The sequence below is a fragment of the Siccirubricoccus sp. G192 genome, from assembly GCF_019084075.1.
Classification (GTDB): domain Bacteria; phylum Pseudomonadota; class Alphaproteobacteria; order Acetobacterales; family Acetobacteraceae; genus G192.
The window spans coordinates 2,157,278-2,177,956 of the sequence record NZ_JAHREN010000001.1 but is presented as its reverse complement, the minus strand read 5'-3'; the positions used below and the strand labels follow the sequence as shown (position 1 = coordinate 2,177,956).

General features: G+C 71.1%; 22 protein-coding genes and 2 pseudogenes. 10 read left to right on the top strand and 14 right to left on the bottom strand.

From position 1 onward, the window contains the following. Window positions 1-95: 95 nt before the first annotated feature. A complete protein-coding gene (locus tag KSF81_RS10335; protein ID WP_217378905.1) occupies window positions 96-1,310 on the bottom strand; it encodes an acyl-CoA dehydrogenase family protein in 1,215 nt (404 codons plus the stop codon). Window positions 1,311-1,610: 300 nt separating this feature from the next. On the opposite strand from KSF81_RS10335, the gene KSF81_RS10330 reads away from it, so the two are divergent. The 7 genes from KSF81_RS10330 (at window position 1,611) to KSF81_RS10300 (ending at window position 8,363) form a co-directional block, all read left to right on the top strand. Then, window positions 1,611-2,843, top strand: coding sequence for a CaiB/BaiF CoA-transferase family protein (locus KSF81_RS10330; protein ID WP_217378904.1), 1,233 nt, complete (start codon window positions 1,611-1,613; stop codon window positions 2,841-2,843). Then, window positions 2,840-3,472: a hypothetical protein gene (locus tag KSF81_RS10325; protein WP_217378903.1), complete on the top strand. Its 633-nt coding sequence runs from the start codon at window positions 2,840-2,842 to the stop codon at window positions 3,470-3,472. Before KSF81_RS10330 ends, KSF81_RS10325 begins: the two co-directional genes overlap by 4 nt. Before the next feature lie 267 nt (window positions 3,473-3,739). Further along, on the top strand, window positions 3,740-4,522 hold the full coding sequence (locus KSF81_RS10320; protein ID WP_217378902.1) for an ABC transporter ATP-binding protein: 783 nt from the start codon (window positions 3,740-3,742) through the stop codon (window positions 4,520-4,522). Continuing rightward, window positions 4,506-5,231: an ABC transporter ATP-binding protein gene (locus KSF81_RS10315; RefSeq protein WP_217378901.1), complete on the top strand. Its 726-nt coding sequence runs from the start codon at window positions 4,506-4,508 to the stop codon at window positions 5,229-5,231. The genes KSF81_RS10320 and KSF81_RS10315 overlap by 17 nt, the downstream gene beginning before the upstream one ends. 7 nt (window positions 5,232-5,238) lie before the next feature. Next, the gene (locus KSF81_RS10310; protein WP_217378900.1) at window positions 5,239-6,111 is read left to right on the top strand and encodes a branched-chain amino acid ABC transporter permease; all 873 of its coding nucleotides are present in this window, start codon (window positions 5,239-5,241) and stop codon (window positions 6,109-6,111) included. A gap of 4 nt (window positions 6,112-6,115) precedes the next feature. Continuing rightward, window positions 6,116-7,150, top strand: coding sequence for a branched-chain amino acid ABC transporter permease (locus KSF81_RS10305; protein ID WP_217378899.1), 1,035 nt, complete (start codon window positions 6,116-6,118; stop codon window positions 7,148-7,150). A 7-nt stretch (window positions 7,151-7,157) separates the two neighbouring features. Continuing rightward, window positions 7,158-8,363: an ABC transporter substrate-binding protein gene (locus KSF81_RS10300; protein WP_217378898.1), complete on the top strand. Its 1,206-nt coding sequence runs from the start codon at window positions 7,158-7,160 to the stop codon at window positions 8,361-8,363. 45 nt (window positions 8,364-8,408) lie between these two features. On the opposite strand, the gene KSF81_RS10295 is transcribed toward KSF81_RS10300, so the two are convergent. From KSF81_RS10295 to KSF81_RS10270, 6 genes are all read right to left on the bottom strand, one after another. Next, a complete protein-coding gene (locus KSF81_RS10295) occupies window positions 8,409-9,176 on the bottom strand; it encodes a glucose 1-dehydrogenase (protein ID WP_217378897.1) in 768 nt (255 codons plus the stop codon). Beyond that, window positions 9,173-10,129 (bottom strand): alpha/beta hydrolase, encoded by a 957-nt coding sequence (locus KSF81_RS10290; RefSeq protein ID WP_217378896.1) that lies wholly within the window; start codon window positions 10,127-10,129, stop codon window positions 9,173-9,175. The genes KSF81_RS10295 and KSF81_RS10290 overlap by 4 nt, the downstream gene beginning before the upstream one ends. A 6-nt stretch (window positions 10,130-10,135) precedes the next feature. Then, entirely contained in the window at window positions 10,136-10,918 is a 783-nt protein-coding gene (locus KSF81_RS10285) for an alpha/beta fold hydrolase (RefSeq protein ID WP_217378895.1), read from the bottom strand. A gap of 27 nt (window positions 10,919-10,945) precedes the next feature. After that, window positions 10,946-12,220 carry an LLM class flavin-dependent oxidoreductase gene (locus KSF81_RS10280; protein ID WP_217378894.1) on the bottom strand — a complete coding sequence of 425 codons (1,275 nt, stop codon included), beginning with the start codon at window positions 12,218-12,220 and terminating at the stop codon, window positions 10,946-10,948. Between the two features lie 185 nt (window positions 12,221-12,405). After that, window positions 12,406-13,320: a phosphatidylcholine/phosphatidylserine synthase gene (locus tag KSF81_RS10275; RefSeq protein ID WP_217378893.1), complete on the bottom strand. Its 915-nt coding sequence runs from the start codon at window positions 13,318-13,320 to the stop codon at window positions 12,406-12,408. Continuing rightward, window positions 13,317-14,006 (bottom strand): phosphatidylserine decarboxylase, encoded by a 690-nt coding sequence (locus KSF81_RS10270; protein WP_217378892.1) that lies wholly within the window; start codon window positions 14,004-14,006, stop codon window positions 13,317-13,319. Before KSF81_RS10270 ends, KSF81_RS10275 begins: the two co-directional genes overlap by 4 nt. A gap of 48 nt (window positions 14,007-14,054) precedes the next feature. Here KSF81_RS10270 and KSF81_RS10265 point away from each other — a divergent pair, with 48 nt between their 5' ends. Further along, window positions 14,055-14,495 (top strand): hypothetical protein, encoded by a 441-nt coding sequence (locus KSF81_RS10265; protein ID WP_217378891.1) that lies wholly within the window; start codon window positions 14,055-14,057, stop codon window positions 14,493-14,495. On the opposite strand, the gene KSF81_RS10260 is transcribed toward KSF81_RS10265, so the two are convergent. Continuing rightward, the gene (locus tag KSF81_RS10260) at window positions 14,423-15,529 is read right to left on the bottom strand and encodes a LysM peptidoglycan-binding domain-containing protein (RefSeq protein ID WP_217378890.1); all 1,107 of its coding nucleotides are present in this window, start codon (window positions 15,527-15,529) and stop codon (window positions 14,423-14,425) included. The two genes, KSF81_RS10265 and KSF81_RS10260, sit on opposite strands and share 73 nt — an antisense overlap. A 51-nt stretch (window positions 15,530-15,580) precedes the next feature. Further along, window positions 15,581-16,369 (bottom strand): hypothetical protein, encoded by a 789-nt coding sequence (locus tag KSF81_RS10255; RefSeq protein ID WP_217378889.1) that lies wholly within the window; start codon window positions 16,367-16,369, stop codon window positions 15,581-15,583. A 77-nt stretch (window positions 16,370-16,446) separates the two neighbouring features. Here KSF81_RS10255 and KSF81_RS10250 point away from each other — a divergent pair, with 77 nt between their 5' ends. Further along, window positions 16,447-17,103: a cytochrome b/b6 domain-containing protein gene (locus KSF81_RS10250; RefSeq protein ID WP_217378888.1), complete on the top strand. Its 657-nt coding sequence runs from the start codon at window positions 16,447-16,449 to the stop codon at window positions 17,101-17,103. Between the two features lie 25 nt (window positions 17,104-17,128). Here KSF81_RS10250 and KSF81_RS10245 read toward each other — a convergent pair whose 3' ends face one another. Further along, the gene (locus tag KSF81_RS10245) at window positions 17,129-17,569 is read right to left on the bottom strand and encodes a cytochrome c (RefSeq protein ID WP_217378887.1); all 441 of its coding nucleotides are present in this window, start codon (window positions 17,567-17,569) and stop codon (window positions 17,129-17,131) included. A gap of 114 nt (window positions 17,570-17,683) precedes the next feature. Here KSF81_RS10245 and KSF81_RS32025 point away from each other — a divergent pair. Then, a pseudogene (locus KSF81_RS32025) lies at window positions 17,684-18,272 on the top strand (TIGR00730 family Rossman fold protein). Between the two features lie 61 nt (window positions 18,273-18,333). Here KSF81_RS32025 and KSF81_RS10235 read toward each other — a convergent pair. From KSF81_RS10235 to KSF81_RS29455, 4 genes and pseudogenes are all read right to left on the bottom strand, one after another. Next, on the bottom strand, window positions 18,334-18,615 hold the full coding sequence (locus KSF81_RS10235; RefSeq protein WP_217378886.1) for a cytochrome C oxidase subunit IV family protein: 282 nt from the start codon (window positions 18,613-18,615) through the stop codon (window positions 18,334-18,336). A 20-nt stretch (window positions 18,616-18,635) separates the two neighbouring features. Then, window positions 18,636-19,223 (bottom strand): cytochrome c oxidase subunit 3, encoded by a 588-nt coding sequence (locus tag KSF81_RS10230; RefSeq protein ID WP_217378885.1) that lies wholly within the window; start codon window positions 19,221-19,223, stop codon window positions 18,636-18,638. 207 nt (window positions 19,224-19,430) lie between these two features. Beyond that, window positions 19,431-20,111, bottom strand: a complete 681-nt coding sequence (locus KSF81_RS10225; protein WP_309139529.1) for an FAD-dependent oxidoreductase — start codon at window positions 20,109-20,111, stop codon at window positions 19,431-19,433. A gap of 299 nt (window positions 20,112-20,410) precedes the next feature. After that, a pseudogene (locus KSF81_RS29455) lies at window positions 20,411-20,659 on the bottom strand (FAD-dependent oxidoreductase); the annotation flags it as partial. Window positions 20,660-20,679 lie beyond the last annotated feature (20 nt).

Sequence of the window (20,679 nt, the reverse complement as noted above, 5' to 3'; positions counted from 1 at the left end):
AGAGCTTCAGACAGGTCTCCCGCATTGCGGTGAGTTCCGCTATGGGCGCCTCCAGGCCGACGTGGCGGACCTGCGCATTCCCGATCCGCCCTGGTTCATACGAATTGCACCGCATTCGGCACGCCCAGCAGGTGGCGCCCAACCATCTCCATGTGCCAGGGCGTGCCCTGGAGGTGCTGCGAGACGCTCATCGCGTCGCGGAAGCGCCGCTCGAAGGGGTTGCCGGCCAGCACGGCGGTGGTGCCGGCGGCGCGGTAGCAGGCCACCGAGACCTCGGTGGCCTCGCCGATCGCATGGGTCGTGGCCAGGCGCAGCGCCATGCGCTGGTCGAGCGTCAGCGCCCCCGTCGCCTCCGCCGCCGCCCAGGTTTCGCGGAGCGTGCCGTGTAGGTAGTGGCGCGCGGCACGCCAGCGCGCCTCCAGCCCCGCCACCTGCAATTGCACAGCATGGTCGTCGCACATGGCCTGCGTCCCGGCCCGCGCCGTCTTGCCGCGCGCCAGCGCCATGAGGCGGTCGAGCAGCCCGCGCGCGACGCCGAGCGAGACGCCGCAGAAGCCGCTGGCATAGCAGAGATTCGAGGCGAAGAGGCTGAGCGTGCCATGCTGCCGCCGCGCCTCCGGCCGATCGCGCATGCAGGCATGGGCCTCTGGGATGAACAGGTCCTCGACGCCGTAGCTGTCGCTGCCGGTGCCGCGGAGGCCGATAGACTGCCAGTCGTCGATGATCCGCGCGGCGCTGTGCGGGAACAGCACGGTGCGGTCGTCCCTGCTGCCATCGGGCCGGAGGCGCGGCGTGCCATCCGGCAGGAAGACCGCCACATGCGCGCCGAGCAGGGGCGTATGCCGGCTGCCGCTGCCGAAATCCCAGGCGCCGGTGACGCGGTAGCCGCCCGCCACCGCCACGGCCCGGGCGGTGCCGTTGCGCGCGCCCCAGGCCAGGCCGCTCCGCCGGTCGCCGAAGAAGCCCCGGGCCACCTCCGGCGCCAGGGCCGTGGCGGAGGACATGGCGGAGACATTGGATTGGCAGATGATCCAGGCAGCGCTGGCATCGCCCTCCGCCAGCGCCTCGGTCACAAGGGCGAAATCGGGCAGCGGCAGGGCCGCGCCGCCGATCTCCCGCGGGGTCAGCAGGCGGAAGAAGTCGGCGGCATAAAGCGCCTCCAGCACTGCCGGCGTGAGCTCCCGCAGCCGCTCGATCTTCGGCCCTTCCGCCTCCAGCAATGGGATCAGGCGGCGCGCCGCGGCTACCGGCCCGGCCTCCGCCCCCGCCATGGCCGCGCACCCGCGCGGACCGGGCCCTGCATCGGCCATGCGCCCTCCCCTTGAGCCTGGCGCCGCGGCGCCGTTCTTGTTGCCGGAACGCTACCACGGCGGGGCGGAGCGGGAAGCCTCCAAACCCACCCCCCTTTCGCGCGCGCGCCCGGTCTGCTCTAGGTTGCGGACGAGAGGATTGCCCCGATGACCCCGACCAGCCTGGAGGCGATGGCCGCTTCGGTGCCCGCAGAAGCCAGCACTGCTGCGCGGCCCGGTCTGCGATGAGATGAGATGAGATGAGATGCTGGAAGCCTGCCCCGAATTCTGCGCCCGTGTCTTTGAGAGGAAACCTGCCGCATGACTGACGCATTGCCCGAGGGCAAGGGCCTGGCGAAATCCGCCGGCGCGCTCGCCGGCCTGCGCGTGATCGACCTGACGCGCGTGCTGGGCGGTCCCTATTGCACCATGGTCCTCGCCGACCATGGCGCCGAGGTCATCAAGCTGGAACCGCCCCAGGGCGACGAGGTGCGCGACTGGGGCCCGCCCTTCAACGAGGCGGGCGATGCCAGCTACTTCATCGGCATCAACCGCAACAAGCGCTCGATGGGCCTCGACCTGTCGAAGCCGGAAGGCCGGCAGGTGCTGCTGCGGCTGCTGGAAGGCGCCGACGTGCTGGTCGAGAATTTCAAGCCGGGCAGCATGGAGCGCTGGGGCCTCGGCTATGAGGCGGTGCTGGCGGAACGCTTCCCCCGCCTGGTGCATTGCCGCGTCTCCGGCTTCGGCGGCGATGGGCCGCTGGGCGGCTTCCCCGGCTATGATGCCGTCCTGCAGGCGATGGTCGGGCTGATGTCGATCAACGGCACCCTGGACAGCGGCCCGACCCGGCTCGGCAACCCGATCGTCGATATCGCCACCGGGCTGTTCAGCACCATCGCCATCCTGATGGCGCTCCAGGAGCGGGAGCGGAGCGGCAAGGGCCAGTATTGCGACATGACCCTGCATGATTGCGGCATGGCGCTGCTGCATCCCCATGCCGCCAACTACTTCCTCAGCGGCATCCGGCCGAAGCCGACCGGCAACCCGCATCCGAACCTGGCGCCCTATTCCAAATCCCGGACCGCCACCTGCGAGATCTTCGTCGCCGCCGGCAACGACCCGGCCTTCCGCAAATTCTGCGACTTCCTCGGCTTCCCCAGATTGGCGAAGGATGCGCGCTTCGCCACCAATGGCGCCCGCGTGGTGAACCGGGACGCGCTGGCCGCCATCCTGGACGAGCGCTTCGCCGGAGAGGACGGGCACGAGCTTTGCCAGCGCATGCTCGCCGCCGGCCTGCCCGCCGGCCCGGTCATGCATGTGGACGAGGCGATGGCGGCCCCGCATACCGCGCACCGCGAGATGGTGACCGAGCTCGGCGAGTTCCGCGGCCTTGGCACGCCGATCAAGCTCTCCCGCACCCCGGGCGGCACGCGGGCGGCGCCGCCGCGCTTCAACGAGCATGGCGAGGCGGTGCTGGCGGAGGGGGGCTTCTCGGCGGAGGAGATCAAGGCGCTCCGGGCCAGCGGGGTGCTGGTGGAGGCGCGGCGGAAGTGACCGGCACCACGCCGGCGGAACCCGAACTGCTGGACCTGCGCGCGATCGAGAATGCGCAGGAGGTGCAGCGGCTCTTCGCGCTGTGGCGCGGGGCCCTGCTCGCCGACTCGCGCTTCAAGGGCGGCAGCAACAGGTTCCTGCCGCAGGCGGTGCTGGACAAAGACGGCCCTGACCAGCCCGACAGCGAACCGGCACCGCTCGCCAGCGGTGATGCCGAGCAGGCCATCAGCGCGTGGCGTGCCACGCTGCGGCCGAAGGGCATGACTGCTTCGCTCGATTTCCATGTAAAGCTCGACTACCGGTCGAAATCCTTCACACCGCTCGACCGCAACAACCAGGGCGCCTTCGGCCGTTCCGTCGAGGGGGACACCTTCGTCCTGCGGCAATGGTATGACAGCAAGCGCATCGGCAGGCGGGCCCTCACGGCAGCCGATCTCACGGAACATGGCGCACCGCCCAGCGCCACCCTGTTCCAAGATCCATCGCGCGGCGATGCGGGGCGCGACCGCCTCTACCTCATCGTCGCGCGCCTGACGGACCCGCCCTCCGACATCGCGGAACAGACCTTCGCGGCGATCGCGGCCTTCCACCAGGTTGCCGCCGCCGCGCAGGCGAAGCAGGACGCGTAGCGACAGGGATCGCGGCGGGGACTGGACCAGCCCTTGCCGATGCGGTTCGGAAATAGGCCGTGACCCCCCCTGATTTGACTTGCCGAGATGCGGTAGCGCCGGTGATATGGGCGCGAACAGGCCGATACAACGAAGCTTGCGTCCGCATCCGAAGCGGACCGGTCCAGGGAGGTTGCATGGTCGCCAGGGTGCCTCGGCGTCGTTCCGCACCTGTGTCGCAAAGGCATGGCGCATGATGCTGCGGCAGGCGGCCCGGTAGCGGCAGCGGTGGCGGCACTTCTCGAGGTCAGCGACATCGTGGTCCGCTTCGGCGGCGTCACCGCGGTGGCCGGCGTGTCCTTCGCCGTGGACCAGCACCAGATCTGCGGGCTGATCGGCCCGAACGGCGCCGGCAAGACCACGCTCTTCAACTGCATCAGCGGCATCTACCGCCCCACCGAGGGCGAGATCCGCTTCGAGGGGGAGACCATCACCGGCGCGCCGCGCCATCGGATGATGGGCTTCGGCATCGGCCGCACCTTCCAGAACCTGGCGCTGTTCCGCAGCCTCTCGGTGCGCGACAACGTGCTGGCCGGGGCGCATTGCCTGGGCCATGCCGGCTTCATGGCCAGCGCGCTGCGCCTGCCGCGCGCCCGGCGGGAAGCGGCCGAGGCGGAAGCGCGGCTGCACCACCTGCTCGGCCTGCTGGACCTGGAGGCGGTGGCGGAGGTGCCGGTGGCCTCCCTGCCCTTCGGCACCCAGAAGCGCGTGGAACTGGCCCGCGCCCTCATCAGCGGCCCGAAGCTGCTGCTGCTGGACGAACCCGCCGGCGGGCTCAATCATGGGGAGGTGGATGGGCTGGCCGCGCTGCTGCAGGACATCCGCCGGCAATTCTCGCTCAGCATCCTGCTGGTCGAGCACCACATGAACCTGGTGATGCGCGTCTCCGACAAGGTGGTGGCGCTGGATTTCGGCAAGAAGATCGCCGACGGCACGCCGGACGAGGTCCGCAGCGAACCCGAGGTGATCCGGGCCTATCTGGGAGAGGCCCCGCATGACCGCGCCGCCTGAGGCCCCCATCCTCGATGTCCGGGGGCTGACCGCCGGCTATGGCCAGACCGCGGTGCTGCACGGGCTGGATTTCGTCGTGGACCAGGGCGGCGTCACCGCCCTGCTCGGCGCCAATGGCGCGGGCAAGACCACCACGCTCCGCGCCATCTGCGGCATGGTGCGGACGGGGGGCGAGATCGATTTCGCCGGCCAGCGCATCGGCGGGCTCGCCACCGAGGACATCGCCCGGCGTGGCATCGCGCATGTGCCGGATGGCCGCGGCACCTTCATGGAGCTGACCGTCGAGGAGAATTTCCGCCTCGGCGCCTATACCCGCCGCGACCCCGAGGTGGCCGCGGATTTCGAGCGGGTCTTCGGCTATTTCCCGCGGCTCAGGCAGCGCTTCCGGCAGCAGGCCGGCACGCTTTCGGGCGGCGAGCAGCAGATGTTGGCCATCGCCCGCGCCCTGCTGCTGCGGCCACGGCTGCTGCTGATGGACGAGCCCTCCTTCGGCCTGGCGCCGCTGATCGTGCAGGAGATCTTCGCGATCATGCAGCGCATTCGCGGCGACCAGGGGGTGAGCATCCTGCTGGTGGAGCAGAACGCCAACCTGGCGCTCGACATCGCCGACCGCGCCTATCTGCTGGAAACCGGGCGCATCGTCATCTCCGGCCCCGCGGCGGAGATCCGCCAGGACGAGGCGATCCGCCGCTCCTATCTCGGCTACTGAGGGAAGCATGGACGGTCTCGCGCATCAGCTGGTCGCCGGCATCGCCACCGGGGGCATCTATGCCGCGGTCGCGCTCGCCCTGGTGATGATCTACCAGGCGACGCACCACGTGAATTTCGCGCAGGGGGAGATGGCGACCTTCTCCACCTATATCGCGCTCACCCTGATCCAGGCGGGGCTGCCCTATTGGGTGGCCTTCCTCGCCACCCTGGTGATCTCCTTCGTCCTCGGCGTGGTGATCGAACGCGTGCTGCTGCGGCCCGTGCATGATGCGCCGGTGCTGACCCATGTCGGCATCTTCATCGGCCTGCTTCTGGTCTTCAGCAATCTCAGCGGCTGGATGTTCGACTACACGGTGAAGGCCTTCCCGAGCCCCTTCGAGGCGGGCGGGCCGATGCTGGGCGGGCTGGTTTCCGGGCATGAGCTGGGCTCGACCGCGGTGACGCTCGCGGTGCTGCTGCTGGTCTTCCTGTTCTTCCGCTACACCAGCCTCGGCCTGGCGATGCGGGCGGCGGCCTACAACCCGGTTTCCGCCCGGCTGGTCGGCATCCGCGTCGGCTGGATGCTGGCGCTGGGCTGGGGGCTGGCGGCGGCGATCGGCGCGGTGGCCGGCATCATGATCGCGCCGGTGGTGTTCCTGGAGCCCAACATGATGCTCGGCATCCTGCTCTATGCCTTCGCCGGCGCGCTGCTGGGGGGCATCGACAATCCGGGCGGCGCGGTGCTGGGCGGCTTCGCGGTCGGCGTCATCGAGAACCTGGGCGGCGCCTATCTGGTGGGGACGGAACTCAAGCTGACCCTGGCGCTTGTCATCATCATCGCCGTGCTGCTGATCAAGCCCTCCGGCCTGTTCGGCCGCGTGGTCGTGAGCCGGGTCTAGGCGAATGAGCGGGAGCGAGAGCGTGCCGGTGGCGACGGCCCCGGCCAGGGCGGAGAGCCGGCCGCTGGTGCCGCTGGCGATCCTCGGCCTGGCCCTGCTAGCGCTGGCGCCGACCTTCCTGGTGGAAGGCTACCGGCTGTTCCAATTGACGCTGGCGGTGATCTACGCGGTTGCCATCCTCGGCCTCAATATCGTCACCGGCTACAATGGCCAGATCTCCCTGGGGCATGGCGCCTTCTATGCGGTGGGCGCCTATGCCACCGCCATCATGATGGCGAGCTTCGGCATGCCCTACTGGGCGACCCTGCCGATCGCCGCGCTGATCTGCGCCGGGCTCGGCTATGCCATCGGCTTCCCGGCGCTGCGGCTCGGCGGGCTCTATCTGGCGCTCACCACCTTCGCGCTGGCGGTGGCGGTGCCGCAGATCCTGAAATACCACGCCTTCGAGGAATGGACCGGCGGCGTGCAGGGCGTCTTCATCGCCAAGCCGGACGCCCCCTTCGGCCTGCCGCTGAATGCCGACCAGTGGCTCTACCTCTTTACCACGGTGATCGCGGTGGCGATCTTCCTGCTGTCCTGGAACCTGCTGCGCAGCCGCATCGGCCGCGCGATGATGGCGATCCGCGACCAGCCCATCGCGGCGGAGGCGATGGGCATGGACATCGCCCGGCTCAAGACCCGCACCTTTGCAGTGAGTGCCATGATCACCGGCATCGCCGGGGCGTTGAGCGCCATCGCGGTGGAATTCGTCTCGCCGGACAGCTTCTCCGTCATGCTCTCCATCACGCTCTTCGTCGGCATGGTGGTGGGGGGCATCGCCTCCATCCTCGGCGCGGTCTTCGGCGGGCTCTTCGTGGTCTTCGTGCCGAACCTGGCGGAGGAGATCTCGAAGGCGGCGCCAGGGGTGATCTATGGCGTCATCCTGATCCTGTTCCTCTTCATCCTGCCGACCGGCTTCGCGGGCTTCCTGCGCCGCCTCGCCGGGCCGCTGCTGCGGCGCTGGCGGGACGGCGCAACCACCAATCAAGACGGGAGATGACCAGGCCATGCTGAACCGACGCACGCTGCTCGCCGCCTCGGCCGCCACCCTTGCAGCGCCCGGCATCCTGCGGGCGCAGACCACGCCCGGCGTGACCGCGACCGAGCTCAAGATCGGCAATATCAACGCATATAGCGGCCCGGCCTCGGCCTATGGCGTCATCTCCAAGCTGGAGACCGCCTTCTTCCGCATGGTCAATGAGGGGGGCGGCGTCGGCGGAAGGCGCATCAATTTCATCAGCTATGACGATGGCTACAGCCCGCCCAAGACCGTGGAACAGGCACGCCGGCTGATCGAGCAGGACCGCGTCGCCTTCCTGTTCAACACGCTGGGCACGCCGACCAATTCCGCCATCGTGCGCTACGTGAACCAGCGCAAGGTGCCGCACCTGTTCCTGGCCACCGGCGCCGACAAATGGGGCAACTACCAGGACGCACCCTGGACCATCGGCTGGCAGCCGAGCTACCGGACCGAGGCGCAGATCTACACCAAGCACCTGCTGGAGCAGAAGCCGGAGGCCAGGCTGGCGATCCTGTTCCAGAACGACGATTTCGGGAAGGACTACGTGGCGGGCGTCCGCGACATCCTGGGCGACCGCTTCGACCGCATGGTGAAGACCGTCTCGCATGAAGTCACCGACCCCACCATCGATTCGCAGATCGTCTCGCTCCAGGCCAGCGGCTCGGACGCGATGCTGACCGCGACCACGCCGAAATTCGCCGCCCAGGCCATCCGCAAGGTCTATGACCTCGGCTGGAAGCCGCTGAACTACCTGACCAATGTCTCGCTCTCGGTTTCCGCCGTCATGCAGCCGGCGGGGCCGGAGAAGGGCGTCGGCATCATCACCTCGGCCTATCTCAAGGACCAATCGGACCCGGCCTGGCAGGACGATGCCGGCATGCAGGAATTCCGCGCCTTCATGCAGCGCTGGATGCCGGAGGGCGACATCACCGACAGCAACACCGTCTTCTCCTACGGCGTCAGCAAGACCATGCTGCATGTGCTGCAGAAATGCGGCACGGATTTCTCGCGGGAGAACGTGATGAAGCAGGCGACCAGCCTGAACAATCTCGAAATCCCGACCCTGCTGCCCGGCATCCGGGTGAATACCAGCCCGACCAACTACCACCCGATCCGGCACATGCAGTTGCAACGCTGGACCGGCAGCACCTGGGAACGCTTCGGCAATGTCATCGAGGGCGCGCAGGTCTGAACGCCGCCACCGGGCCGGTCAGGCCACGGCCTTCCAGGCTGCGGCCTAGATGGCGGTATAGCCGCCATCCACCGTCCAGGCGGCGCCGGTGACGAAGGAGGCACGGTCGGAACACAGCCAGACCACCGCCTCCGCCACCTCCTCCGGCCGACCGATGCGGCCCATCGGCACCCGGGCCAGGATGCGGCCGCCGCGCTTGCCCAGCATCTCCTCGACCATCGGCGTCTCGACATAGCCGGGGCAGACGGCATTGACGCGGATATTCTCCGCCGCATGGTCCGCCGCCGCCACCCGCGTCAGCCCGACCACGCCATGCTTGCTGGCCGTATAGGCATTGGAACCCGGCAACCCCACCAGCCCGCCGATCGAGGCGGTATTGACGATGGCGCCCCCCCCTTGCCCGCGCATCTGCGCCACCTCATGCCGCATGCAGCGCCAGACGCCGGTGAGGTTCACCGCCAGGATACGGTCCCAGGCTTCCGGCGCCATGTCGCAGACCTTCTGCATCCCGGCGCCGACCGTTGCCGGCGCGATGCCGGCATTGTTGAAGGCGCAGTCCAGCCCGCCGAAGGCACCGACCGCGGCCTCCACCATCGCCGCCACCGCCGCGTCATCGGCCACATCCACCGCGATCACCACCGCCTGGCCGCCCGCCGCCTCGATCATCGCTGCGGTCTGCTGCGCCGCCTCCAACACGAGATCGGCCGCCGCCACCCAGGCCCCCTCCCGCGCGAAGGCCAGCGCCGCGGCGCGGCCGATGCCGGAGCCGGCGCCCGTCACCAGCGCGGATTTGCCGTCCAGGATCCCCGTCATGCGCCCGCGCCCCGCCGCCAGTGGTGGCGGAGCGAGGCCGCCGCCTGGCGCAGCGCGAGATCCGAGGCGGGGATGAAGCCGCCCATCGTCAGGAAGGCATGCATCTGGTCGGCGACATGCACATGCGTCACCGGCACGCCCTCCTCATCCAGGCGCCGGGCATAGGCGGCGCCCTCATCCACCAGCGGGTCGTGGCCCGCGGTCATCACATAGGCGGGCGGCAATCCGGCCAGGCTCGCGGCCCGCAGCGGCGAGGCGCGCCAATCGTATTTCTGCCCTGGCTCGGCCAGGTAGTGGCCGATGAACCAATGCATGGTCTGCGCCACCAGGATATAGCCCTCGGTGAAGCGCTGATAGGCCGGCGCGGTGCAGGCCAGATCGGTCGCGGGATAGAGCAGAAGCTGGAAGCCGGGCATCGGCACCGCGCCATCGCGCGCCAGCAGCGTCAGCACGGCGGTCAGGTTGCCGCCGGCGCTGTCGCCGCCCACCGCGATGCGCGCGGGGTCGATCCGCAGCCGCGCCGCCTCCGCCACCACGAAGCGCAGCGCCGCGGCGGCATCCTCCACGGCGGCGGGGAATTTGTGCTCGGGCGCCAGCCGGTAATCCACCGCGATCACGCAGCAGCCGGCATGGTTCGCCAGGCTCCGGCAGGGCTGGTCGTGGCTTTCGAGGTCGCCGAACACCCAGCCGCCGCCATGCAGGAACAGCAGGCAGGGCAGCGCCTCGCCCGCCGCGGTGCCGGCGCCGCGGTAGCGCCGCAGCCGGATCGGCCCGGCGGGGCCGGGGCAGGTGAGATCCTCCGCCTCCGCCACCTCGGGCGGCTCGGGCTGCAGCACGGCACGGGCGGCGGCGCTGGCGGCGCGCGCCTCGGCCGGGGTCTGGGTATGGATCGGCGGCCGGCCGGTCTCGCGGATCAGGTCGAGGACGCGCTGGGCTCCGGGATCAAGCGGCATGGCTGGTTATTCCGTCCAATCGAGGATGGCGCGCGCCACCGCATCGGGCTGGTCGAGTTCCGCCAGATGCGCCGCGCCGGGGATGATGCGGGTCTCGTTCGGCCCGCCGAGCCGGGCGGCGAAACGCGCCGCATAGCTTCGCGGCATGATACGGTCCTCGGCGCCCCAGAGCAGCAGGGTCGGCGCCTTGATGAGCGGCAGCCGCCGTTCCAGCCCGGTATTGCCGAGCGGCCAGAAGATCCGCGCCGCGGCCTCGGCCGCGCGGGTCTGCTCGATCGGCCATTCCACCGAATTGGCGCTCTCGGGCAGCGCCTTCAGCGCCCGCCAGGTCTCCGGGTCGGCAGTGAGCAGGCCGGGCAGCACCTCGGCCCGCTGCGCCCAGGGGTCGGCGGGCGGATCCTCCTCGTCATAGAGGCCGAAGGGGGCGATCAGCGCCAGCCGCCGCACCGCTTGCGGCCAGACCGCCGCCATCTCCGCGGCCAGCGAGGCGCCGACCGAACTGCCCGCCAGATCGGCCCCCTCCAGCCCCGCCGCCACCAGCAATTGCCGCGTGGCCAGCAACCAGTCGAGATGGCTGTCCAGCACGCTGTGGCCGCGGTCGCCGCCGGGGAAGCCGGGCAGCGAGGGCACGATCACGGTCCGCCGCTCGGCGAGGCGATCCAGGAAGGGCACCCAGCGCGGCAGCCCGCCGAAGCCGGCGAGGAAGCCGAGCACGGGACCCTGCCCCTTGCGCCAGATGCGGGTCGGGAAGCCGTTGAGGTCGAGGGTGATGGTTTCAGGCTGGCTCACGCTGCGCTCCGGGGCCGTTGCGGATGGCTATTCGGCGGCAAGGCGCGGCGCCAGGGCGGCCGGCGCGGCGCGTTCGCCCCGTGCCATGGGCCGCGGCCACCAGCGATCCTCCCAGTCCGGGAACATGCCCTTCAGCTTCGGCATCACCTTCTCGGCGAAGAGCCGCGTGTTGTACTGGGTGAGGTCCTTGTTCATGTTGCCGAATTGCAGCAGCAGCATGAGGTGGCCGACATTGAGGCTGCCCGCCACCTCCCGCAACTGCTCCACCACCTGGTCCGGCGTGCCGACCACGACATAGCCGCGATCGACGATGTCCTGCATCGTCACGCTGGTGCGCTGCCGGCGCTGCTCGGCGATCAGGGTCTGGGCGCTGGCCACCTGCTTCACCTGGCTCTCCAGCCCGGCGCGCTGCGTCGCCTCCGTGCTGTAGCCGGGCGGCGCGGCGAAGCGCGGATCGACATGCAGGCAGCGGCCGTAGAAATACTCGGCCGGCTCGCTGTAGAGCTCGATCGCCTGCTCGCGGCTTTCGGCGACGCCGACGAATTGCAGGAAGCCAGCGCGATAGGGGTTCCGGTCCTTGCCGAGCCGCTGCATCTCGGCCCAGAAGCCGTCCATGGTCGCCTTGCCGGCCTTGTAGCCGTAGTAGCTGAGATAGCAGTAGACGTAGTCCATCCGCGCGCACCACTGCCAGGTCTCGACCGAGCCGCCGCCCGGGATCCAGATCGGCGGATGCGGCTGCTGCACCGGGCGCGGCCAGATGTTCACGTAGCGCTGCTGGTTGAAGCGGCCGTTGAAGGCGAAGGTCTCGCGCTCGGTCCAGGCACGCAGCACCAGGTCATGCGCCTCCAGGTAGCGCTCGCGCAGCATGGAGGGGTTCTGGCCATAGGCGAAGCAGGTATCCATCGGCGTGCCCACCGGGAAGCCGGCGATCAGCCGGCCGCCCGAGATCACGTCGATCATCGCGAATTCCTCCGCCACCCGCGTCGGCGGATTATAGAGGGCCAGCGAATTGCCCATGACGCAGAGCGCGACATCATCGGTGCGACGCGCCAGCGCGGTGGCGATCAGGTTGGGCGAGGGCATCAGCCCATAGCCGTTGGAATGGTGCTCGTTCACGCAGATGGCGTCGAAGCCGCAATCGGCGGCGAATTCCAGCTCATCCATGAAGTCGTTGTACATGTGGTGGGCGCGCTTCGGGTCGAAGAGCGAGGAGTGGATATCCACCCAGACCGAGGGATGCCGCTCCCGGAAGTCCTCCGGCAGCTCGGTATAGGGCATCAGGTGGAACCACATCAGCTTCATCGTCGCCCCTCCACACCGGCTTGCCGGGCGGACCTTGCGCGGCCGCCGCTTGGGCGCGAGCTTAGTCCAACGTCGTCCTGACTGGAAACGCGCGCGTTTCCGGTCAGGACGGCAAAGTTGGCCGGTCCCATGCAGCCAGGCCAAAGGGACTTTGGCCTGGGGCGGGGCGGGATGCGGCGGAAGGGTTACGCGCCGCTGTTCGGCTCCAGCAGCGACTCCGCCTCGCGCTTCAGGCGCAGGTAGCTGCGGGCGGAGAAGGGCAGCATGCCGCCATAGATCAGCCCGGTCACGGCCAGCGCCGCCCAGGGCTCGGTCAGCAGCACCGCGACATAGGTGCCGATGCCGAGCAGCAGCGGCAGCACGACATCCGCCCGCACCTTGAAATTCTTGAAGCTCCAGGTCGGCAGGGTCGAGACCATGAGCCCGCCGACCACGACCAGCAGCAGGCCCGAGATCGCCGGATGCCGGATGGCATTCGCCAGCCCGCTCCAGCCCCAGCCCTCGAAGGCGAGGGCGGCGAACAGCGGAAACAGCGCCAGCCCCGCCCCGGCCGGCGCCGGCACGCCGGTGAAGAAGCTCTGCGCATAGGCCGGCTTGGGCGGCGGCCCGGCCAGCGGCACCGCCGGCGCCTCGATGATGGAGGCATTGAACCGCGCCAGGCGCAGCGCCGAGCAGACGGCAAAGAGCAGGCAGGGCGCGAAACCCAGCGAGCGCACGTCGTGCAGGGTCCAGAGATAGAGCACCAGCGCCGGCGCCACGCCGAAGCAGAGGAAATCGGAAAGGCTGTCGAATTCCGCGCCGAAGCGCGAGGTGGCCTTGAGCAGCCGCGCCAGCCGCCCGTCGATGCCGTCGATCGCGCCGGCCACCACGATCAGCGCCGCCGCATGTTCCCAGCGCCCCTCGATCGCGAAGCGCAGGCCCGTCAGCCCGGCGCAGAGGCCGAGCATGGTCATGATATTCGGGATCAGCCGGTTGAAGGAGGGGCCGCTGTAGCGCGGCCTGGTGCGCGGCCGGAACCGCCGCAGCCGGCCGCGCAGGCTCGGCGCGCCGCGCGGCTGCTCCGCGCCCTCCTGCGAAGGCCCACCCAGAGGCGGGCTCATACCGGCACCTGGCCAGTGGCGAGATCGGCGATCACCGTCTCGCCGCCGATCATGGTCTGGCCCTCCGCCACCCAGGGCCGCACGCCTTCCGGCAGATAGAGGTCGGTGCGGCTGCCGAAGCGGATGATGCCGAAGCGCTCGCCGACCTGCACCGTATCGCCCTCGCGGATGTCGCAGAGGATGCGCCGCGCGATCAGCCCGGCGATCTGCACCACCGCCATGTCGCGGCCATCCGGCAGGCGCAGCGCGATGGCGTTGCGTTCATTGTCCTCGCTCGCCTTATCGAGGCTGGCATTGACGAAGGCGCCGTGGCGATAGGCGATGCGCGTGACGGTGCCATCCGCCGGCACCCGGTTCACATGCACGTCCATGACCGAGAGGAAGATCGCCACCCGCCAGCGCGGCGCGGGGCCGAGGCCGAGCTCGGCCGGCGGCACCGCGGGCGCCACCCCCACCACCTTGCCATCCGCGGGCGCCAGCACCAGGCCGGGCCGCGCCGGCGCCACGCGCGCGGGATCGCGGAAGAAATACAGACAGAAGCTGGCGAAGAACAGGCCGAGCCAGAAGGCCCATGCCCCGAGCAGCAGCCCACCCAGGACCGCGACCACCACGCCGGCGATGATGAAGGGCCGGCCCGCCGGATGCGGCGGGGCCAGCACGAGCCGCAAACTTTGTCCGAGTGCCATGGCGCGGGTTTATGGTGTCTTCATCACCCCTGGGCAACCCTGCCCGGCATGCAGCCCATCACCCTCGGTTCCTTCGCCGTCGCCCGGGACGGCGCATTGCAGCCCCGGCAGGCCGGATCGCATCCCGCGCTTCGCTTCGCCTGGCGCGGCCGCGCCTGCGAGGCGGCGCTCACCGGCGATGCGGTGCAGCTTGCCGCCATTGCCGCGCGCATCCCCTCCACCGCCGAGGCGGGGGTGGACCGGCCCGGTGCCTTCGCGGAACTGGCGGCGCTGCCGCGCAGCCTGCCCGCCGGCTGGCGCCTCAGCCTGCTGCCCGACCACCGGATCCGGCTGGAGGCGGATGCACCCCTGGAAGCGCCGCCCACCGCCACGGCGCTGATCGCCCTGATGGTGCGCTTCGCCCTGGCGCTCGACCCCTATCTGGACCGGCTGGACTCCGCCTGCGCCGGCGCCTGCGCCTCCGGCACGGCGAAGACCTGGCCGGGATAGATCAGCCGGGGGTCGCGGATCTGCTCGCGGTTCGCCTGGTAGATCACCGTGTAGCGCAGCCCGCGGCCATAGACCCGGCGGGCGATCCACCACAGATTCTGGCCGGGCTGCACGATCAGCCTGCCATCCTGCACCAGGTCGCCGGCCATCTGGTCGCGCTGGAAGGGCACCTCGATCCGGGCCGCCACCGTGCCCGAAGCGGCGAGCTGGTCCACCCGCAGCGTATGGCGGCCGGGGGTGGGCTGGCCGGCCGGCGTCAATTGCCAGCGGCCGGCGGCATCGGCCACCGCATCGCCGGCATGGCGCTGCCCGACATAGAGCCGCACCGTGGCCCCCGGCACGGCGCTGCCGGCGAAGCGCATGGCACCGGCATCGTCGTAATCCACCACATCGAGGCCGAGGCGCTGGCGGGGCTGCGCCGTGCCGGGCTCGGCCGCTGCCGCGCCACCCTGCAGGATGCGTGGCGCCGCCCCGGTGGCGCCGGCCTGCGGCAGCAACACCGCGAGCGGACCCGGCGTGCCGGCTTCGCCGCCAGCTAAAGGTTGGGGCAAGGCCCGGGCCATCGCCACGGGTGCTTCCGGCACGACCAGCAGCACCGTCTCCTGCCCCGGAACCGCCTCGCCGCCGGGGCTGCGGGCCGCCAGGGCCAATTCGCGGGCGCCGGAGGGCAGCGGTCCGCCAGGCAGGATCACCCATTCGCCTCGGGCATCGGCGCGGGCGCGGCCAAGCTCCCGCCCGGCTTCCAGCAGCATCACCTCCGCACCCGGCGCCGCCCGTCCGGCGGTCACCACCATGCCGCGGGCGCCGACCCGGGCGACATCGAAGCGCGGCGCCTCCGCCACGGCCGGTGCGGCGGGTGCCTGGCCGACCGGGGCGGGCGCCCGCGCCGCGGGGTTCAGGCCGGCGGGCTGCAGGGAGGGACGGGAGCGGAGCGAGGGAAAGGCCTCGGGCAGCATGATCCAGGCCGTGCCGATCGCGGCAAACGCGATCAGGCCGACCAACCCGACTCGCCGAGCGATTGTCGCCTCCGCCATGTCTCCGTAACTAGGCGCGAGCCCCCTTGCACCGCAAGGGACAGATCACGATCAACGGACCATCAGCCATGTGAAAAGCAGCGGCAACCCGCCGGCCAGCCCCCAACCGAGGGGCAGCGCGAAGCGGCCGCCGATCCGCGCCGCCAGCGCCGGGCCGAGCCAGAGGGCGGCGAGCGGCGCCGCCGCCGCGATCCAGTCCGCCGCCGCGCCGCGCGCCAGCACCGGCCCCGCCGCCAGCCCCGCCAGGCCGAGCGCCACCGGCAGGGCGGCCGCCGTGCCCCAGGCCGGGCCGCCCGCCAGTCCGCCAAGCGCCGCGGCCAATGCCGCCGCCGCCAGCACCAGCCAGGGCCCGGCCGGCGCCGCCAGCCAGAACCCCGCCAGCAGCAGCGCCAGCGCCGCCGCGGCCCGCCCGGGCGAGCGCAGTTCCAGCAGCGCCCCGCCAGCCAGCAGGGACAGCGCCAGAAGGGCCAGGGCGCCACGGCGCAGATCGGCCGGCGCCTGCGGTGCCCCGGCCAGCCACCAGCCGGCCCCGAGCACCAGCAGCGCCGCGCCGACCCCGGTCAGCCGGGTCCGGCCCCTGCCCCATTGCGCCAGCACCAGCCCGGCCAGCAGCCCGGCCAGCGCCAGCAGCGGCAGGCGTTCCGGCAATTGCCGGGGCGAGGCGGTGGGCAGGCCGAGCGTCAGCACCCAGCCCAGCGCCAGGCCGGCGCCGGCGCCCAGCGTCGCCAGGTCGCGGCGCCCGGCCAGCCGCAGCAGCAGGGCCCAGAGCAGCGCCATCCCCAGCGCCGCCGCGGCGCCCTGCCAGGGCAATGCCTGATGCCACAGCGAATCGAGATTCATCCCGCCATGCTGCCGCAAACCATTCGCGCCCGCACCGTCGTTCCTTATGCTGGGCGGCGGAACAGGGGGAGCATGGCATGCAGATGCGGCCGGTGAAGGTGTGGGATTTCTGGATCCGGCTGGTGCATTGGGCGATCGTGCTGCTGATCGGCCTGTCCTGGTGGGCGATGCAGACCAACCGCGTGCAACTGCACTTCCTCTCCGGCTACACGGTGCTGACCCTGGTGCTGTTCCGCCTGGGCTGGGGCCTCATCGGCTCGGACACCGCGCGCTTCGCCCGTTTCCTGCGCTCGCCCCTGGCCGCGCTGCGGCATGTGGCAAGGCTCCGGCGGCGGGAGCCGGATACGGAGATCGGCCACAACGCCGCCGGCGGCTGGATGGTGCTGGTGCTGCTCGGGCTGCTGCTGACCCAGGCCCTGACGGGCCTCTTTGCCGATAGCGGCTATGGCGATTATGGCCCGCTGGCCAAGCGGGTTTCGGGCGCGACCAGCGACTGGCTGACCGGCATCCACCACCGCAGCTTCAACCTCATCCTGGCCGCCGCCGGGCTGCATGTGCTGGCGGTGCTGGCCTACCGGGTGCTGAAGGGCCAGAACCTGGTGCGGCCGATGGTCACGGGGATGAAGCCCCTGCCCGCGACGGCGGCGGCGCCCCGGATGGGCTCGCCGCGCCTCGCCGCCGCGCTGCTCGGCGCGGCGGCGCTGCTGGTCTATGGCGTCAGCCGGCTGGGTTGAGGCTCCAGTGGTGCCCGGCAGGCGCTCAGCGGGCGCGGAAGGGCCGGTGGCAGCCGCCGCAGAATTGCGGGCCGGTGGCCTGGTAGGCGGCGGCGAAGGCGGCCTGGTCGCCGGAGGCAGCGGCGGATTTCAGCACATCGAGTTGGCGGAGCAGGTTGGCATTCGCCGTCTCGAAGCCGGCACGGTCGGTCCAGACGGCCGGCAGGGCCTTGGTGTCGCCGCGGTCGGACCCGGCCGGGAACAGCGCCGGGAAGCCGCGGTACCAAGCTATCATGTCATCCACCCGGGCGGCGGCCGGGCGGGTATCGCCGCGCGACGCGACCAGGCCCTTCATTGCATCCATATGCCCGCCCATGCGCTTCAACCCCTCGCGCCGCTGGGCGATGACGTCCCCCTGCGCCAGGGCCGTCCCCGCCAGCGCGACGATTCCCAGCGCCGCCACCCATATCCGCATCCGCATCCGCATCCGCAACTTCCTTTCCCAACCACTGGTTGCCATCATGACATGCTTTTGCCTTTTCCTGAAGGCGGGACCGTAACGGCGGCGCCGCGTTGGGATGGCATGCAGCAGGAGTCCGCCATGCCCAAGCATATCCGTTCCGTTGCCGTCTTCTGCGGCACCCGCGCCGGCACCGATCCGGCCCATGCGGCGGCGGCCCGGCAACTCGGCACCGCCCTGGCGCGGGCCGGGATCACGCTGGTCTATGGCGGCGGTGGTATCGGGCTGATGGGCCTGGCGGCGGAGGCGGCGCTGGCCGGGGGCGGCAGGGTGCGGGGGGGTCATCCCGGAATTCCTCACGCATATGGAACGGCCCTATGCGGCGCTGACCGAGCTTGAGATCACCAGCAGCATGCATACCCGCAAGACCCGCATGTTCGAGCTGGCGGATGCCTTCATCACCCTCTCGGGCGGCCTCGGCACGCTGGACGAGACGGTGGAGATCATCACCTGGCGGCAGCTTGGCCTGCACGAGAAGCCGATCATCCTGCTGGACGTGGCCGGCTGGGCGCAGCCCTTCCTGGCGCTGATCGAGGCGCTGATCGAGGGCGGCTTCGTCGCCCCCGCGCATCGGCGGCTGTTCGAGGTGGTGCCCGGGGTGGAAGAGGCGCTGGAACTGCTGCGGCAGGCGCCCAGCCCCGAAACCGCGGCCCCGGCGGCGCGGCTTTAATCCGTCGTCACCCGGCCGCCCTTGCGGGCCGCCGCAGCGTGCTCCGCCCCCGCCAGGTAGGTCAGCGCACTCTCACCACCGCTCCCGTCTCGGCCAGCACATAGGCGCCGAGCAGACCCGCCGCGATGACGGCCAGGTAGAAGTAGAAGAACGCCTGCCATCCTGATCCGGCCCGCCGCAGGTCCAGGAAATCCCGCAGGATCAGCACGGCCTTGAAGCAGGATGCGAGGAGCACCAGGGCAACCACCCCGGCCCCGAGCGAGCTGTGCCCGCCAGGCCGCCCGAAGAACAGGGCAACGAGCGTGAGCCCGACAAGCAGCAGCCAAGTCCGGGTCAGCACCATGGTCTTCCGTCCGTCCAGGGTCAGCGGATCAGGTAGATGAGCGGGTAGAGGATGACCCAGATCAGGTCCACCATGTGCCAGAAGGCGCAGGCCGTCTCGACATTCTCCTCCCCGCGCAGCCAGGCGACGATGACCAGCAGGATCACGCCCATGACCACATGCAGGGCATGGAAGCCGGTGAGCAGGTAGTACAGGGTGAAGAAGGTATTGGTCTCGATCGTGAAGCCCGCATCGATCTCCACCGCGTATTCCCTGGCCTTGATCGCCAGGAACAGGAGGCCGAGCGCGGCGGCGCCCGCCAGCAGGCGACGCGGGTTCCTGCCCGATGCCTCGGCCCGCGCGCCGAGCGCGGCAAGCCAGCCGCTGGTGATCAGCACGAGCGTATTCGCCGCGCCGATGGTCCGGTCGAGATGCAATTGCGAACTGTCGAAAAGGGCCGGGTCCCGCGCCCGCTCGATGCCGAAGACCATGAAGAAGGCCCCGAAGACGAGAAGCTCCCCGAGGATCAGGATCCAGATCATCGGATTGCCCGGCAGGCTCGAAAGCGGGCCCCAATCCGCACCCGCCGGCACGGCCGCCGGGCTGTCCTGGTCAGTGTCGCCCGGCATGTTTCCGCACCTCGACAGGATCATCACCTCCGCATGAAGGCGTCAGGGCTGGAGCGTGGAGGGGAAAACCGGATTCCCAAAGCCGCTGCCGCTCCAGGCCTGACAGGCATAGGCCCTGTTCCGGCAGGGACCGCAAGGCCCAAAGGCCACGAGGCCGGGCGTCCCTGCCGCCCTTCGACGATGCGGCAGGCCCGCCGGCCGGGGCCCTCAGTGCGGCGCCAGCCCGGCCAAGGCACGGGCGGCGGCCTCGCCGCTCAGCACCGCGGCCTCGATGGTGGCGGGCAGCACCGGGTCGGTCCAGTCGCCGGCCAGGGCCAGGTTCGGGGCAGGCAGGCGGGGCGGCCGGGGTGGGGCCCCTGGGGTGTGGCGCGGCGTGGCGCGGCGCTCCTTCACCACGCGGCAGGGCGGCGGGGCTTCCGGCCAGCCGCCCGCGAGGCCGAAGCCCAGCGCCGCCCGGCGCAACTCCGCCCAGGCGCGCGGCGCGAGGGCCGCCTGGTCCTCCCGCGCCGCCGCATCCCCGGCGCTGACCGTCACGCTCACCCCCGCGGGCCGCACCAGCACCCATTGGCAGAGCCCGTCCAGCAGGCCGATGAAGCGCAGCGGGCCGGGGCCGGGGCGCGCGAAATGCAGGTTCACGATCGGCGCATGCTCCGCCGGCACCGGCAGGTCCGGCAGCAGGCGCGCGCTCTCCCAGGGCGGCGTCGCCAGCACCGCGGCATCGCCGGGGCCGAGCGCCACCGCATCCTCGCCGAAGTCCAGCACGGCGAGGCGGCCCTCCCGTCGTTCCAGCCGCCGCAGCCTTGCGCCGAAGCGGATCGCCACGCCGGCACGCTCCAGCGCCGCCAGGGCCGGGGCGACGAGATCAGGGCCAAGCCCCTGCCGCGCCACCAGCAGCCGCGTCGCCCCCCCTGCCCCGCATCCGCCGCAGCACGGCGCCGAGCCGGCGCGAGGACGCCTCGACGGAGGGCGTGTTCAGCGCCGCCACCACCAGCGGATCGACGAAGCCGCGATGGAATTCCCGGGCTGCCCGCCATCACCTCCGCCACCGTCCGGTCGCGCAGCGGCAGGGCGAGCCGCGCCAGCGCCAGCAGCGCCGCCGCGGAGAAGCCGGCGGGCCGCCGCCCCGGCACCACCCAGCCCAGCGGCGAGAGCGCCACCAGACGGGCCGTCCCATCCGCCAGGTCGAAGACCGGCAGGCCCTCGGGCTCCGGCTCCACCCAGCCCGGCAGGGAGCCGATCCGGTCCAGGAAACCGAGCGCCGCGCGGTTGCCGCCGATCAGCGCATGGGTGCCGTTGTCGGTGCCGTCCGGCAGGGCGCGGCAGCGGCCGCCGGCCTGGGGCGCGGCCTCGTGCAGCGCCACGGCATGGCCGGCCTCGGCAAGCCGCAGCGCGCAGGCGAGGCCCGCGACGCCGGCGCCAACGACATGCACGGTCATGCCGCGATCCCTGGTCCAGT

What these genes read in the sequence shown, in the direction of transcription:
- KSF81_RS10335 (WP_217378905.1), bottom strand. Translation starts at nt 1,310, where the DNA reads ATGGCCGATGCAGGGCCCGGTCCGCGCGGGTGCGCGGCCATGGCGGGG.
- KSF81_RS10330 (WP_217378904.1), top strand. Translation starts at nt 1,611, where the DNA reads ATGACTGACGCATTGCCCGAGGGCAAGGGCCTGGCGAAATCCGCCGGC.
- KSF81_RS10315 (WP_217378901.1), top strand. Translation starts at nt 4,506, where the DNA reads ATGACCGCGCCGCCTGAGGCCCCCATCCTCGATGTCCGGGGGCTGACC.
- KSF81_RS10310 (WP_217378900.1), top strand. Translation starts at nt 5,239, where the DNA reads ATGGACGGTCTCGCGCATCAGCTGGTCGCCGGCATCGCCACCGGGGGC.
- KSF81_RS10305 (WP_217378899.1), top strand. Translation starts at nt 6,116, where the DNA reads ATGAGCGGGAGCGAGAGCGTGCCGGTGGCGACGGCCCCGGCCAGGGCG.
- KSF81_RS10300 (WP_217378898.1), top strand. Translation starts at nt 7,158, where the DNA reads ATGCTGAACCGACGCACGCTGCTCGCCGCCTCGGCCGCCACCCTTGCA.
- KSF81_RS10295 (WP_217378897.1), bottom strand. Translation starts at nt 9,176, where the DNA reads ATGACGGGGATCCTGGACGGCAAATCCGCGCTGGTGACGGGCGCCGGC.
- KSF81_RS10290 (WP_217378896.1), bottom strand. Translation starts at nt 10,129, where the DNA reads ATGCCGCTTGATCCCGGAGCCCAGCGCGTCCTCGACCTGATCCGCGAG.
- KSF81_RS10280 (WP_217378894.1), bottom strand. Translation starts at nt 12,220, where the DNA reads ATGAAGCTGATGTGGTTCCACCTGATGCCCTATACCGAGCTGCCGGAG.
- KSF81_RS10275 (WP_217378893.1), bottom strand. Translation starts at nt 13,320, where the DNA reads ATGAGCCCGCCTCTGGGTGGGCCTTCGCAGGAGGGCGCGGAGCAGCCG.
- KSF81_RS10270 (WP_217378892.1), bottom strand. Translation starts at nt 14,006, where the DNA reads ATGGCACTCGGACAAAGTTTGCGGCTCGTGCTGGCCCCGCCGCATCCG.
- KSF81_RS10265 (WP_217378891.1), top strand. Translation starts at nt 14,055, where the DNA reads ATGCAGCCCATCACCCTCGGTTCCTTCGCCGTCGCCCGGGACGGCGCA.
- KSF81_RS10260 (WP_217378890.1), bottom strand. Translation starts at nt 15,529, where the DNA reads ATGGCGGAGGCGACAATCGCTCGGCGAGTCGGGTTGGTCGGCCTGATC.
- KSF81_RS10255 (WP_217378889.1), bottom strand. Translation starts at nt 16,369, where the DNA reads ATGAATCTCGATTCGCTGTGGCATCAGGCATTGCCCTGGCAGGGCGCC.
- KSF81_RS10250 (WP_217378888.1), top strand. Translation starts at nt 16,447, where the DNA reads ATGCAGATGCGGCCGGTGAAGGTGTGGGATTTCTGGATCCGGCTGGTG.
- KSF81_RS10245 (WP_217378887.1), bottom strand. Translation starts at nt 17,569, where the DNA reads ATGCGGATGCGGATGCGGATATGGGTGGCGGCGCTGGGAATCGTCGCG.
- KSF81_RS10235 (WP_217378886.1), bottom strand. Translation starts at nt 18,615, where the DNA reads ATGGTGCTGACCCGGACTTGGCTGCTGCTTGTCGGGCTCACGCTCGTT.
- KSF81_RS10230 (WP_217378885.1), bottom strand. Translation starts at nt 19,223, where the DNA reads ATGCCGGGCGACACTGACCAGGACAGCCCGGCGGCCGTGCCGGCGGGT.